Origin of the sequence: Sphingomonas sp. (genome assembly GCF_965248875.1) — a bacterium.
Classification (GTDB): Bacteria; Pseudomonadota; Alphaproteobacteria; order Sphingomonadales; family Sphingomonadaceae; genus Sphingomonas.
This window is the reverse complement of sequence record NZ_CBDFKR010000003.1, coordinates 172,843-185,297: the sequence shown is the minus strand read 5'-3', so window position 1 is coordinate 185,297 and position 12,455 is coordinate 172,843. Positions and strand designations below refer to the sequence as shown.

Genomic DNA, 12,455 nt, shown 5'->3' with positions numbered 1-12,455 from the left:
TGCCTTCGGCAGCGGGCCCCTCCCTCTCCCGCAAGGGGAGAGGGGCGGAACTCCTCACCCGCACGCATGCTACGCCAGCAACCCCAAAGGCTTCTCCACCAGCTCCCGGAACGCGCGCATCAGCGCCGCGCCGTCGGCGCCGTCGATCGCGCGGTGGTCGAACGATCCCGTGGCGCTCATGACCGTCGCCACCCCCAGGCTGTCGTCGGGCATGACACAGGGCCGCTTCTCGCCCGCGCCGACCGCCAGGATCATGCCTTGGGGCGGGTTGATGACCGCGTCGAACTGCTTGATCCCGTACATGCCCATGTTGCTGATCGAGGCCGTGCCGCCCTGATATTGCTCCGGCTTCAATTTGCCGTCGCGCGCCAGGCCGGCCAGTTCCTTCACCTCGGTCGCGATGCGGCTGACGCTCTTGGTATCCGCCTCGGTCACGACCGGCGTAATGAGCCCCGTCGGCGTCGACACCGCGACCGAGATATCCGCGCGCCAGAACGTGATAAGCTGGTCGGGGGTGAACATGACGTTGCACTTGGGCTCCGCCATCAGGCTGAGCGCGAGCGCCTTCACCAGCAGGTCGTTGACCGACAGCTTGATCCCGCGGCTCTCCAGCGAGGAGTTCAGCTCGCCGCGCAGCTTCAGCAGCGCGTCCAGGCGCACGTCCACCGTCAGGTAGATGTGCGGCACCGTCTGCTTCGATTCTGTCAGCCGCCGCGCGATCGTCTTGCGGACATTGGACAGCTTCGTCGCCTCGTGCGGGATGTCCGGCACTGCGGCGGCCTTGGGCTGGAGCGGGGGCGGGGGCGGGGGCGCGGGCGCGGGCGCAGCCTCGATGGCCGAGGCCGCTTCCTTCGCCACAGTAACCGGTGCAGCGCCGGGCTCGGCTCTCTCCACATCCGCCTTGACGATCCGCCCGTTCGGCCCCGAGCCGCTCAGCCCCGCCAGTTCCACCCCCTTCGCCGCCGCCAGCCGGCGCGCCAGCGGGGACGCCTTCACCCGCTCGTCCCGCTCGCCGCCAGGCTGCTCGCCCGGCGACGGGGGCAGGCCGTGGTCCTCCGCCTGCTCCTCGGTGCGCGCGGCGGGGGACGCCGCCTCGGCCTTGGCCGGCGCGGGCGAGGGCGCTGGGGAAGCCGCGGGCGAGGGCGGCGGCGCGGCACTCGCCTCCTCCCCCTCCATCGCCAGCGTCGCGATCACCGTTCCGACCTTCACCCCGTCGGTCCCTTCCGGCACCGCCAGCACGACGATCGTCCCCTCGTCGACCGCCTCGAACTCCATCGTCGCCTTGTCGGTCTCGATCTCCGCCAAGATGTCGCCCGACTTGACCACATCACCCGCCTTGACCAGCCATTTGGCGAGCGTGCCCTCCTCCATCGTCGGGGAAAGCGTGGGCATCTTGATCTCGATCGCCATCAGGGTTCCCGTTGCTGAACCCGCTTCCCTTCGCGCCCGTCCGATGCAGGGTCAAGCCTGCCCCTTGCGCCCTGCCCCTTGCGCAATATTGCCCCGGGCCTCACGCTGCTGTCATGCGCACCTACCTCGTGGTCATCGACGACACGCCCGAAGCCGCAGTGGCGCTGCGCTTCGCGGCGCGGCGGGCGGTCAAGACCGGCGGCGGCGTCGAGATCCTGAGCCTGGTCGAGCCGCAGGAGTTCATCGCCTTTGCCGGTGTCCAGGCGACGATCGAGGAGGAAGCGCGCCTGCATGCCGAGGGGCTGGTCGCAGGCGCGGCGGGGACGCTGATCGCGGAATCGGGCCTGCGCCCCGCCATTACCGTGCGCAGCGGCGAGGGGCCCAAGGTGATCCGCGAGCTGATTGCCGCCAACCCCGCCATTGCGGCGCTGGTGCTGGGCGCGGCGGCCAGCGGTGCACCGGGGCCGCTGGTCGCGCATTTCGCCGGCACCGACGCGGGCGCGCTGCCGGTGCCGCTGATGATCGTGCCCGGAAGCTTGACGGTGGAGGGGATCGACCGGCTTTCATAGCGGGCCCTGCGTCCTCGGCGCGGCGGCAGGGATGCTTGCCAAGCCGCTCCGTCGAGCGCAGGCATTCCCGATGCTTAGCTGGTTCCGCCGCCGCTATCTCGACCTGCTCGGGTCGATCTACATCTACAACGAGCATCGCGGCTACACCGCCATTGATCGCGTCCTCGACGCCGTGCGCGCCCGCGCGCCCGACGACATCGCCTTCATCCGCGCGGTGGAGAAGCATCGCGCCGACGAGCGCAAACATTATCTCATGTTCCGCCGCTGGTTCGAGCTGCAGGGACGGATGCCGCTGCTGGTCGACCGGACCTGCGGCCATATCGACCGCTTCGTCGAGATCATGTTCCGCCAGACCATTGACCAGCTCGACACGCAGGCGGTGATCGACCGCGACGAGCTGTTCGAAAAGCTCTGCCGCGTCATCTCGCTCACTGAACAGCGCGGTCACAAGCAGGTCGAAGTCCTGCTCAAGCACCCGCTGGTCCGCAACGACCGCGTCTTGATGAAGATCTTCCGCATCATCGAACGCGACGAGCCGAGCCACTGGGCACCCTATGATGCCTGGCTCCACGCGCACGGCAAGCGCGCGCCGCGATGGTGGGAGCGGGCGGTCGACGCCTTCATCCACTCGGAACTCTTGTTCCTGAAGCTGCCCGTCCTCTTCCTCCGGCCCGGCCTCAAGCGTCGCAACGATTGGGCCGATGCGAGCGACCCGGCGGAGAAGCTGGCGTCGAGCTTCTCGCTGGCGTGAGCGCCCGCAGGCGACCCCGCGCCTAGGCCGCGTAGAGCGTCAGGAACAGGTCCGTCCCGCGGGTGACGCGGTCGGCCATCCCGGCGCGGACGGTCTCTGCTCCGCCGGCAATCGCTAGCTCCAGATTGCTGAAGCCCTGCCACAGGCCGAACAACAGGTCGGCGGCCTGCGCGGCATCGGCGACCGCGATCTCCCCGCGCCCGGCCGCCGCCGCGATCAGCGCGGTCAGGTTGGCGCGCGTGCGGCCCGGGCCGAAGTCCCAGAAGATCGCCGACAAGTCCGGCCGCCGTCGGATCTCCGCCGACAAGGTGCCGTAAAAGGCGACCCCGACCTCACTGGCCAGGAATGCCATGATGCCGATGCCGAACAGGTTCAGCCGGTCGCGCACGCTGCGGCTGTCCGGGCCCGGATCGCCGACCTGCTGATCGGCTTCGATCTTCAGCATCGCGTGCAGCATCGCGGCCTCGAACAGCGCCGACCGGTCCGGGAACGCGGCGTAGAGCGTGCTCTTGGACACTCGCGCTGCCGCCGCCACCGCCTCCATCCGCGTCGCCTCCACACCCGCCGTCACGAACAGGCGCCACGCCGCTTCCATGATGCGCGTCCGGCCGGTGAGGTCGCGCGGCCGCCCGCCCTTGCGCAACGACGCGGGGTTCCCGCTTGACGTCACGACCGCCGGCAAGTTAGCGTACGACATCGTTCTTTAACTCTGCCGGTTCGGTCCGGCCCGGAGACAGCCATGCAGATCAGTGGTCGATGCCTTTGCACAGCAGTAACCTACCGATGCGACGCCGATCCGGCTTTCATGGGCAAATGCTAGTGCCTCGATTGCAGCAATGAAAGCGGGACCGGCCATATCACGACGATCGCCGTTCCCGACGTCGCGTTCAAGGTCGAGGGTGCGACGACCGCGTATCGCAAACAATCCGACGACGGGCACGCGCTCACCAAATATTTCTGCACCACCTGCGGCTCGACCTTGTTCACCCGGCCCGAAAAGCTGGCGGGCCTCGTCGTCGTGCGCGCGGGGACGCTGGACGATCGCTCGGTCATCGTCCCGCAACTGCAGATGTATGTGTCACGCGCGCCGGCCTGGGACCGGCCCGATCCGGCGGTCCATTCCTTTGCGGAGATGGCAAGTGCCTGGTAGGTTCGCGCCGTTCCGGCCTCGGCTGGCGGCGCCGACGGCCGCGAGCGCCGGTTACCGTCGCCAGCCACACGCCGCCGTCACGCCGACGACGGCCTGACGCGAGCGATCAGCTGCCCTGGACGGCCGGCGCGTGGTGGCGCACCGGCGGACGTAGACGCGGCTGGGGGCGGGGCTGGGGACGGGGCCGCGGGCACCAGACATGCACCGGCCGCGCGACGCGGACGACGCGGCGGGAATAGACCGGCCGGCTATAGGTCACGCGGTCCTCGACGGTCTCGGTCGTGGTGGTCGTCACCACGGGCGCGGACTGGACGGTGATCGTCGTGACGGAGCCGCCATACCCATAGCCATAGCCGCTGCCGGTGTTGACGATGATCGGCGCGCCGCCGCCGTAAGCGCCATAGCCGCCGCCCGTCGTGGTGGTGGTCACCACCGTGCGCCCGTCGCTCCCGTGCCAGCTGCGGACCGGGGGCGGGGGCGGATAGTCGCCGCCGTCGTGGCGCACGATCACCTCGCGCCGCTCGCGATAGCGGCGGCCCCCCGGCCCCGCCTCATCGATCATCGGCGGCGGGCCGTGATCCTCGATCTGCGCGTCGGCATAGCCCGCGCCGTCCCAGTTCATGCCGCCGCGCCAGTCGGCGACCTGGCCGTTGCGGTCGACCAGCACCGCGTCGTCATAATAACGGCCCCAGTTGTACCCGGCCATCGGCTGCGGCAGGCCATAGCGCTGCCAGCCCGTGACGTAAAAACGCGGCGCGGCCCAGTAACGCGGCACGCGATAACCGCGATAGGGCTGGCGGTACGCCGCCCAGCCGCCCGGTGCGTTGGTCCCGCCGCCCCCATGGCCGCCGACCTGGCTGCCCCAGCGGCCGTTCGCGGGCCCGGACATCGGTGTCGGCGCCTGCGGTGCCGGCGGCAGCGGCGGATGATAGACGCTGGGTCCCGGCACGACCTGACGCCCCGGCGCCGGATAGGGCGCGCCCGGCCCCGCCTGCGCGCTCGCGCCGCTCGCCGCCATTAGCGCCAGCCCCGCGCCCACGATCACGGACTTCCCCATCGAAACCTCCCTGCCGGCGGGCGCCGCGCGCCCATTCCTTAACGCGCTGCTTACCAATCGGGGGGTCGAACCGCGAGTCCGGGGCGAGTCCCGTTCCGGGTCACGGCATGGTAAAGAGCCGGGTGGCGAGCAGCGCCGCCAGCGCCTCGCACCCTCTCTGATCCGCTGCGTCAAAGCGCGCGGGCGTTGGGCTGTCGAGGTCGAGGACGCCGATCACGCGGCCGCCCTCGCTCTCCGGCGCGATCAGCGGCACCACCAGTTCCGACCGGCTCGCCGCGTCGCAGGCGATGTGGCCGGGAAAGGCGTGAACGTCGTCGACCCGCTGCGTCGCGCGCGCCGCCGCCGCCGTGCCACACACACCGGTGCCCAGAGCGATGCGGATACACGCCACCTTGCCCTGGAACGGCCCGAGCACGAGCTCGCCGCCGACGAGGCGGTAGAACCCCGCCCAGTTGAGGTCGGGCAGATACTGAAAGATCGCCGCCGCCGCATTGGCCATGTTGGCGACGGGGTCCGGCTCCCCCGCGGTGAGCGCGTCGAGTGCGGCGAGGAGATCGCGGTATAGCGCCGGCTTGTCGGCGGTGGAGACAGCGAAGTCGTGCATGGGGCGTCCCTTACTTCACCCCCGCGCAGGCGGGGAACCATCACCTGCCCGCCGGTTCCGCCACGTCTCGAACAGGACGACGGTCAAGCCGCCGACCGCATACGCCACGAAGTCCCGCGGATCGTAGCCGCTCCCCAGCACCACCCGCGCGACCGCGACGCCGTCGAGCCCGACCAGCCGCAGCACACCGATCAGCTGCCCCAGCTCGATCACCACGGCGATCAGCAGCGCCACGCCGACCGCGACCGGCCACCGCCAGCGCGTCGCTGCCATCAGCCCGCAATAGACCAGCACCACCGCCAGCGCGTCGCCGCCGTGGGGCCGCACGAAGCGGTCATCGACCCACAAGGCGATCGCGATCTCGACCAGCAGCAGCATGCCCGCCGCCGCCGCATAGCCGCGCCTCATTCGTCGCGTACCCGCCCCCGCCCCGCCTTGACCGCGGCCCGGCCCTTCTTCTCGTCGACCCGCTTCGCCTTTGCCGCGCGCGACGGCCTGGTCGTCACCCGGCGCGCCTCGCGCTCCGCCGCCGCCGTCAGCAGTGCGGTCAACCGCGCACGGGCGTCGGCGCGGTTCTGCTCCTGCGTCCGATAGCGCCGGGCGGTGATGACCAGCGCGCCCGCCGCGGTCATCCGGCTCCCCGCCAGCAGCTTCAGCCGCCGGAACGTCTCCGGGTGGAGCCCCAGACGGTACACGTCGATGCGCAGCTGGCAGGCGGTCGCGACCTTGTTGACGTTCTGCCCGCCCGGCCCGGAGGCGGCGAGGAACTTCTCCTCGATCAACGCCTCGGGCACCTCGGTCATGCAAAGGTGCCGAACCGCGCCGGGACCGGCGCTTCGGCGATGATCGCCGCCTTGCCCGCCCGCGGCATCGTCAGCGCGCGCGCGTGGAGCAGCATCCCCGCCCCGTCGGCACGTCCATATACCGGATCGCCCACCACCGCCGCGCCCAGTCCGGTCGCCGCATGCACCCTGATCTGATGCGTCCGCCCGGTCTCCGGCCGGAACTCGACCAGCGCGCGCCCGTCCTCGATCCGCAGCACCCGCCACGCCGTCCGCGCGCCCTTGCCTTTGGGATCGGCCACCATCCGCCATCCCGCCGCGCGCGTCGACACCTTGGCCAGCGGCAGATCGACCATCCCCTCCCCCGCCGCGGGCACGCCGTCGAGCACCGCCAGATACAGCTTCCCGACCTCGCCCGCTTCGAACGCCCGCCCAAATCGCGCCGCCGCCTTGGGATTGCGCGCCAGCAACAAGCAGCCGCTGGTGTCGCGGTCCAGCCGGTGCACCGCCACCGGCCAGCGCTGAAAGCCAAAGCGCAGCGACTCCATGTGATTGTCGAGGCTCAGCCCGCCGTCGCGCGGCGCGTCGACCGGCAGGCCCGCGGGCTTGTCGATCACGATCGCCTCGCCGTCGATAAAGAGCACGCGGTCGGGTTCCATAGCGCCAGCGCCTTGCCACCCGGGCGCCGGCGATGCCAGTGGGGCCGCGATGCGCCAGCTCGTCGCCTTGATGCTCCTCTGGCCCGCCGCGGCGCAGGCGCAGCGCTGCATCCCGACCGCCGCGATCGCGCCCGACGGCCGCGTCCTCGGCCACCTCCCCTATGGCGAGACCGCGCCCGACACACTGGTCGACGCGCCCGCCGGTTTCGCGGTGCGCTCGCGCTGCCGCCTGCGCGCGGAGGTCATCCCCGACCTGGAGCGCCTGCTCGCCGCCGCCGCGGCCGATCCCGCAACCGGCGGCGCGCTCCGCGCCGCCTCCTGTTTCCGCAGCCTGACGTGGCAGGAAAGCGTATTCTGCTCGGAAAGCCGCGGCGACCCCGAGCTGCGGGCGATCAGCGTCGCGCCGCCCGGCCACAGCGAGCACGCGACCGGCTATGCGCTCGACTTCGCGGTGCGCCCGTCGCCCAACTGCCCCGACGTCGAGGCGTGCATGGCGGCGCTGCCGGCCGCGCGCTGGCTCCTCGCCAACGCACCGCGCTTCGGGTTCGAGCTGAGCTTCCCCGGCGGCAACCGGCAGCGGGTCAAGTGGGAGCCGTGGCACTGGCGCTGGGTGGGCGCGACCCCCGCCACGTCGGGCGCCCCGACCGCGCGCTTCATCTTCGCGCGGGCGAGGCGGGAGTTCCCGGCGGGGCCGATGGTGGAGTAACCCCCTCTCCCTTCAGGAGAGAGGGAACGGTCACCCCTTCAGCTTCGCCGCCGTCTCTGCGATGCGCTTGCCCTGATAGCGCGCACCTTCCAGCTCCTCTTCGCCCGGCTGACGGCTGCCGTCGCCCGCGATCGTGGTGGCGCCATATGGCGAGCCGCCGACCACCTTGTCGACCCCCATCTGCGCCTTGAAGCCATAGTCGAGCCCGACGATCGTCATGCCGTGGTGCAGCAGGTTGGTGATGATGGAGAACAGCGTCGTCTCCTGCCCGCCATGCTGCGCCGAGGTCGAGGTGAAGGCGCCGCCGACCTTGCCGATCAGCGCGCCCTTCATCCACACCCCGCCCGTCGTGTCCCAGAACGCCGCCATCTGGCTCGGCATCCGTCCATAGCGGGTCGGGGCGCCGACGATGATCGCATCGTAGCCGGCGAGTGCGTCAGGCCCTTCGATGACGGCGTGCGCGGTATCGGTCTTGAAATGCGCCGCGGTCACGATCTCGGACGGCGCAGTCTCGGCGACGCGGCGGATGTCGACCTCGGCCCCGCCCGCGCGCGCGCCCTCCGCGACGGCGTCGGCCATCTGCTCGATATGGCCGTAGGATGAGTAATACAGCACCAGCACCTTGGTCATCGTCATTCTCCTGCAACAGATGAACGTTCGTCAGTTCGCATCGACGAGCACGATTTCGGCCTCGTCCACCGCCTCGATCCGGTATTCGCCGCCGCCCAGCGCCACGCCGTCGCGGGTGTCGACCCGCTCGCCATTGATCATGAGCGCGCCGGTCGCGGGCACCAGATAGGCATGCCGCCCAGCCTGGACGGTCCAGTTCAGCGCCTCACCCGGCCGCAGCGTCGCGCCCAGCACCCGCGCCTCCGCCCGGATCGGCAGGGCTTCGGCCTCCCCGAACCCGCTTGCCAGCACTGCCCAGCCGCCGGCGCGGTCGCCCTTGGGAAACGGTTTTGCGCCCCAGCTCGGCTGACCGCCCTTCGCGGCCGGCTCGATCCAGATCTGGAACAGCGTCGTCGTCTCGTCTTCCACATTGACCTCGGCGTGGCGTACACCGCTGCCGGCACTCATCACCTGCACGTCGCCCGCGGCGGTGCGGCCACGGTTGCCGAGTGAGTCCTCGTGCGTGATCGCGCCCGAGCGGACATAGGTGACGATCTCCATGTCGCGATGCGGGTGCGGTGGGAAGCCGGTGCCTGGCGCGATCGCGTCGTCGTTCCACACCCGGATCGCGCCCCAGCCCATCCGCGCCGGGTCATGGTAGTCCGCGAACGAGAAATGGTGCCGCGCGTCCAGCCAGCCATGATCGGCATGGCCGAGCGAGGCGAACGGACGGCGGTCGATCCGCGTAGCGGTGCGGGTAAGGGTGTCGGTGGTCATCGGGACCTCCTCTCGGTTGGTCCGGAGATAAGCATGCCGCGCTCTCACCGAAACAGAAACAATGGAAACACATCGTTTCTGCAGTTAAACCGTTCCCCGTTGTGAGCGGGATGGTGGTGGAGGAAGAGGATGCTCGATCTGGACGCGTGGGCGATCTTCGCCGCGGTCGCCGACGCCCGCTCCTTCACCGCCGCCGCCGAGGCGCTCGGCGTCAGCAAGGCGACCGTGTCCAAGGCGGTGGCGCGGCTCGAAACCCGGCTCGGCCAGGCCCTGTTCCACCGCACCTCGCGCCGCCTCGCCTTGACCGAGGCGGGTCGCCCGCTCGCCGATCACGCCCGCCGCATCATCGCCGAGGCGCAGGCCGCGGAGGAGGCCGCGCGCGCTGGCGCCGACGGGCTCTCGGGGCGCATCCGCCTGGCCGCGCCGCTTGCCTTCGGCATCGCCGACGTCGCGCCGCTGGTCGCCGCCTTCCTGCTCGCGCACCCGCAGGTTGAGATCGACCTGCAGCTGTCCGACGCCCGCGTCGACATCGTCGCTGACGGCTTCGACCTCGCGCTGCGCATAGCCGACCTGCCCGACAGCTCGCTGCGTGCGCGCCGCCTCTGCGGGGTGGCGGCGTACCTGGTCGCCAGCCCCGCCTACGTGGCCGCGCACGGTGCCCCCGCGCATCCCGCCGACCTCGTCCGCCACCGCCTGCTCGGCTATACCAACGTTCCCGGCCCGTGGCGGTTCAGCGGCCCGGACGGCGAGACCAGCGTCCGTCCAACGGGGCCGCTAGTCGCCAATTCAGGCGACGCGCTGCTGCCCGCACTCCTCGCCGGGCTCGGCATCGCGCGCCTGCCAGACTTCATCCTCGGCGCGCATCTCGCGACCGGCGCGCTCGTTGAGCTTCTTCCCGCCTGGCGCGCCGCGCCGATCGGCCTCCACCTCCTCACCCCGCCAAGTTCCCTGCGCCCCGCGAGGGTCGAGGCGCTCATCGACTGGCTGGCGACGGGGTTGAAGCCGTGACCGCTCGTTCCCCTCTCCCCTTGGGAGAAAAGGCGGCGCGCGCAAAGCGCGTGACGGATGAGGGGGCGTAGCGGCAAACAGCGAGCAAAAGGCTCGCGCCCCTTGCCCTTCCGCCGAATGCGTCGGCTCCGTCCCGTCCCGCAAGGGGAGAGGGAAAACTTGCCTGTCCTACAAGCCCCCGATCTGCCACGACCGCCCGATGCCGCCGCTCGACCGTCTCATTGTGCACGCCGCGCCGCCGGACCGGCGTGTTCGCTCCGGTTCCCACCAAACATCGCGTTGGTGTGACCCTCGTGTGACCTTTGGCGCATGATCGACCGCTCACCGCCTTCGACCGGGCGTAAAGAACGTCAAGATGCCGATGCGGAGCCATCCCGTACCGGACAACACGGACAACACCCGCCCCGCCTCGCACCCGACGCCGACGACGCCCGTTTCGTCCGCCGCCTCCTCCTGCTGATCCTCGTCGCCGCCGTGGTGCTCGCGCTCTATCGCGCCGGCGACCTGCTCATCCTTGCCTTCGGGTCGATGCTCGGCGCGATCGTCATCCATGCCGTCGCCGAGATGTACCGCGACCGGCTGCGCCTGCCCAAGCGACCCGCGCTGCTCGCCGCAATCGCCACCGTGGTCGCCGTCATCGGCTTCCTCGCCTGGCTGTTCGGGGTCGAGTTCCGCGGCCAGGTCAACCTGCTCGTCGTCCGCCTCCCCGGGCTGCTCGATCAGCTTGCCGCCTGGGCGGGGCAGTCGCCGGTCGGCGCCAAGCTGGTCGACGCCGTTCGCGTCGCTTTCGCCGGCAGCCGCGTCGCGCAGGACGCGGGCGGCCTCGTCCAGGGCGCGGGCGAGCTGCTGCTCAACGCGATCCTGGTGCTAATCGGCGCGTTGTTCTTCGCCGCCGATCCCAAGGTCTATGAGCGCGGCTTCCTCTATCTCGTCCCCCGCAGCTACCGCCCGGTGGTCGAGGATGCGCTGTTCGACGCCGGGTCGACGCTCAAGCTGTGGCTGAAGGCCGAGCTGATCCTGATGACGTCGATGGGCCTGCTCGTCGGCGTCGGCCTGTACGTCGCGGGCGTGCCGTCGGCGGCGGCGCTTGGACTGCTTACCGGGCTGAGCGAGTTCGTCCCCTATATCGGCCCGATCGCCGCCATGCTCCCCGCGCTGGGCCTTGCCGCCACCGCCGGGACGGAGCCGATCATCTGGACGCTCGCCACCTTCGCGGCGGTGCGGCTGATCCAGACCAACTTCGTCACCCCCTATGTCACCGCGCGCGTGGTCGCGATCCCGCCGGCGATGACCGTCTTCGCGATCATCGGCATGGGCTATATCTTCGGGGTGTTCGGCCTGTTCTTCTCGGCTGCGCTGCTGGTAGTGATCTTCAGCCTCGTCCGCAGCCTGTACCTGCGCGAGGTGCTGGGCGAGGACATTCCCCGCGCCCGGCATCGCACGCTGCTCGGCCACGACCTGACCCCGACCGGCGGGCCGCCCGAGCAACCGGCCGACGAGCCGTTAGCCCGCGACTCGCGGTGAGTCCTGGCTTAAGGTCAAATTAACCTTTTGCCTTCAGAGGTTCTTTGGTTAATGAATCCGGCCGTTCGGACCAGAATGGCTTACGGGGGAGTGCCGCATGCGTGTGCTGCTGATCGAGGACGAGCCGTCGACCGCCAAGGCGATCGAGCTCATGCTCACGACCGAAGGCTTCAACGTCTACACCACCGATCTCGGTGAGGAAGGCTTGGATCTCGGCAAGCTCTACGACTACGACATCATCTGTCTCGACCTCAACCTGCCCGACATGCACGGCTATGACGTGCTCAAGAAGCTCCGCGTGGCGCGCGTCGCGACCCCGGTGCTGATCCTGTCGGGCGTCAATGAGATGGACTCCAAGGTCCGCTCCTTCGGCTTCGGCGCCGACGACTATGTTACCAAGCCCTTTCATCGCGAAGAGCTGGTCGCGCGCATCCACGCCGTCGTCCGCCGCTCCAAGGGTCACTCGCAATCGGTCATCCGCACAGGGAAGCTGGCGGTCAATCTCGACGCCAAGACCGTCGAGGTCGACGGCAGCCGCGTCCACCTGACCGGCAAGGAATATGCGATGCTGGAGCTGCTGTCGCTCCGCAAGGGCACGACGCTGACCAAGGAGATGTTCCTCAACCACCTGTACGGCGGCATGGACGAGCCCGAGCTGAAGATCATCGACGTGTTCATCTGCAAGCTGCGCAAGAAGCTCAGCCTTGCCTGCGACGGCGAGAACTACATCGAAACCGTTTGGGGCCGCGGCTATGTGCTGCGCGAGCCCGACGAGGTGGTCACCGCGAAGGTCGCCTGATCGCCGGTCGCCGGTCACCGGTAAGTTTTCAGCGACGCGGGATTGTCACA

15 protein-coding genes and 1 pseudogene are annotated in these 12,455 nt (G+C 70.1%); 7 read left to right on the top strand and 9 right to left on the bottom strand.

Annotation, left to right across the window (positions count from 1 at the left end; all coding sequences use genetic code 11):
* Positions 1-69 precede the first annotated feature (69 nt).
* Positions 70-1,410, bottom strand: coding sequence for a pyruvate dehydrogenase complex dihydrolipoamide acetyltransferase (locus ACP2AD_RS01195; protein WP_425228248.1), 1,341 nt, complete (start codon positions 1,408-1,410; stop codon positions 70-72).
* A gap of 113 nt (positions 1,411-1,523) precedes the next feature.
* Here ACP2AD_RS01195 and ACP2AD_RS01190 point away from each other — a divergent pair, with 113 nt between their 5' ends.
* Together ACP2AD_RS01190 and ACP2AD_RS01185 are read left to right on the top strand one after the other, a co-directional pair.
* Positions 1,524-1,979 (top strand): universal stress protein, encoded by a 456-nt coding sequence (locus ACP2AD_RS01190; RefSeq protein ID WP_425228247.1) that lies wholly within the window; start codon positions 1,524-1,526, stop codon positions 1,977-1,979.
* Positions 1,980-2,049: 70 nt separating this feature from the next.
* Positions 2,050-2,730 (top strand): ferritin-like domain-containing protein, encoded by a 681-nt coding sequence (locus ACP2AD_RS01185; RefSeq protein ID WP_425228246.1) that lies wholly within the window; start codon positions 2,050-2,052, stop codon positions 2,728-2,730.
* 22 nt (positions 2,731-2,752) lie between these two features.
* On the opposite strand, the gene ACP2AD_RS01180 is transcribed toward ACP2AD_RS01185, so the two are convergent.
* On the bottom strand, positions 2,753-3,400 hold the full coding sequence (locus ACP2AD_RS01180) for a TetR/AcrR family transcriptional regulator (protein WP_425228245.1): 648 nt from the start codon (positions 3,398-3,400) through the stop codon (positions 2,753-2,755).
* A gap of 162 nt (positions 3,401-3,562) precedes the next feature.
* Between ACP2AD_RS01180 and ACP2AD_RS01175 the strand changes: the two are divergent.
* Positions 3,563-3,880 (top strand): annotated as a pseudogene (locus ACP2AD_RS01175) (GFA family protein); the annotation flags it as partial.
* A gap of 106 nt (positions 3,881-3,986) precedes the next feature.
* On the opposite strand, the gene ACP2AD_RS01170 reads toward ACP2AD_RS01175, so the two are convergent.
* The 5 genes from ACP2AD_RS01170 to ACP2AD_RS01150 form a co-directional block, all read right to left on the bottom strand.
* Positions 3,987-4,937, bottom strand: a complete 951-nt coding sequence (locus ACP2AD_RS01170) for an RcnB family protein (protein WP_425228244.1) — start codon at positions 4,935-4,937, stop codon at positions 3,987-3,989.
* Positions 4,938-5,037: 100 nt separating this feature from the next.
* A complete protein-coding gene (locus ACP2AD_RS01165; protein ID WP_425228243.1) occupies positions 5,038-5,541 on the bottom strand; it encodes a GAF domain-containing protein in 504 nt (167 codons plus the stop codon).
* 15 nt (positions 5,542-5,556) lie between these two features.
* On the bottom strand, positions 5,557-5,949 hold the full coding sequence (locus ACP2AD_RS01160) for a DUF2809 domain-containing protein (protein ID WP_425228242.1): 393 nt from the start codon (positions 5,947-5,949) through the stop codon (positions 5,557-5,559).
* Positions 5,946-6,344, bottom strand: a complete 399-nt coding sequence (arfB, locus tag ACP2AD_RS01155) for an alternative ribosome rescue aminoacyl-tRNA hydrolase ArfB (protein WP_425228241.1) — start codon at positions 6,342-6,344, stop codon at positions 5,946-5,948. The genes ACP2AD_RS01160 and arfB overlap by 4 nt, the downstream gene beginning before the upstream one ends.
* Positions 6,341-6,982 (bottom strand): RluA family pseudouridine synthase, encoded by a 642-nt coding sequence (locus ACP2AD_RS01150; RefSeq protein ID WP_425228240.1) that lies wholly within the window; start codon positions 6,980-6,982, stop codon positions 6,341-6,343. Before ACP2AD_RS01150 ends, arfB begins: the two co-directional genes overlap by 4 nt.
* 49 nt (positions 6,983-7,031) lie before the next feature.
* On the opposite strand from ACP2AD_RS01150, the gene ACP2AD_RS01145 reads away from it, so the two are divergent.
* Positions 7,032-7,688: a M15 family metallopeptidase gene (locus ACP2AD_RS01145; RefSeq protein WP_425228239.1), complete on the top strand. Its 657-nt coding sequence runs from the start codon at positions 7,032-7,034 to the stop codon at positions 7,686-7,688.
* Positions 7,689-7,718: 30 nt separating this feature from the next.
* Here the strand turns inward: ACP2AD_RS01145 and wrbA are convergent, their stop codons facing one another.
* Together wrbA and ACP2AD_RS01135 are read right to left on the bottom strand one after the other, a co-directional pair.
* A complete protein-coding gene (gene wrbA / locus ACP2AD_RS01140) occupies positions 7,719-8,318 on the bottom strand; it encodes an NAD(P)H:quinone oxidoreductase (RefSeq protein WP_425228238.1) in 600 nt (199 codons plus the stop codon).
* A gap of 30 nt (positions 8,319-8,348) precedes the next feature.
* Positions 8,349-9,074, bottom strand: coding sequence for a pirin family protein (locus ACP2AD_RS01135; protein WP_425228237.1), 726 nt, complete (start codon positions 9,072-9,074; stop codon positions 8,349-8,351).
* A gap of 129 nt (positions 9,075-9,203) precedes the next feature.
* Between ACP2AD_RS01135 and ACP2AD_RS01130 the strand changes: the two genes are divergently transcribed.
* From ACP2AD_RS01130 to ctrA, 3 genes are all read left to right on the top strand, one after another.
* Complete coding sequence (locus ACP2AD_RS01130; RefSeq protein ID WP_425228236.1) at positions 9,204-10,082, top strand: LysR family transcriptional regulator; 879 nt, start codon at positions 9,204-9,206, stop codon at positions 10,080-10,082.
* Between the two features lie 309 nt (positions 10,083-10,391).
* Positions 10,392-11,606: an AI-2E family transporter gene (locus ACP2AD_RS01125; RefSeq protein WP_425228235.1), complete on the top strand. Its 1,215-nt coding sequence runs from the start codon at positions 10,392-10,394 to the stop codon at positions 11,604-11,606.
* Between the two features lie 97 nt (positions 11,607-11,703).
* A complete protein-coding gene (ctrA, locus tag ACP2AD_RS01120; protein ID WP_425228234.1) occupies positions 11,704-12,405 on the top strand; it encodes a response regulator transcription factor CtrA in 702 nt (233 codons plus the stop codon).
* The last annotated feature ends 50 nt before the right edge of the window (positions 12,406-12,455 follow it).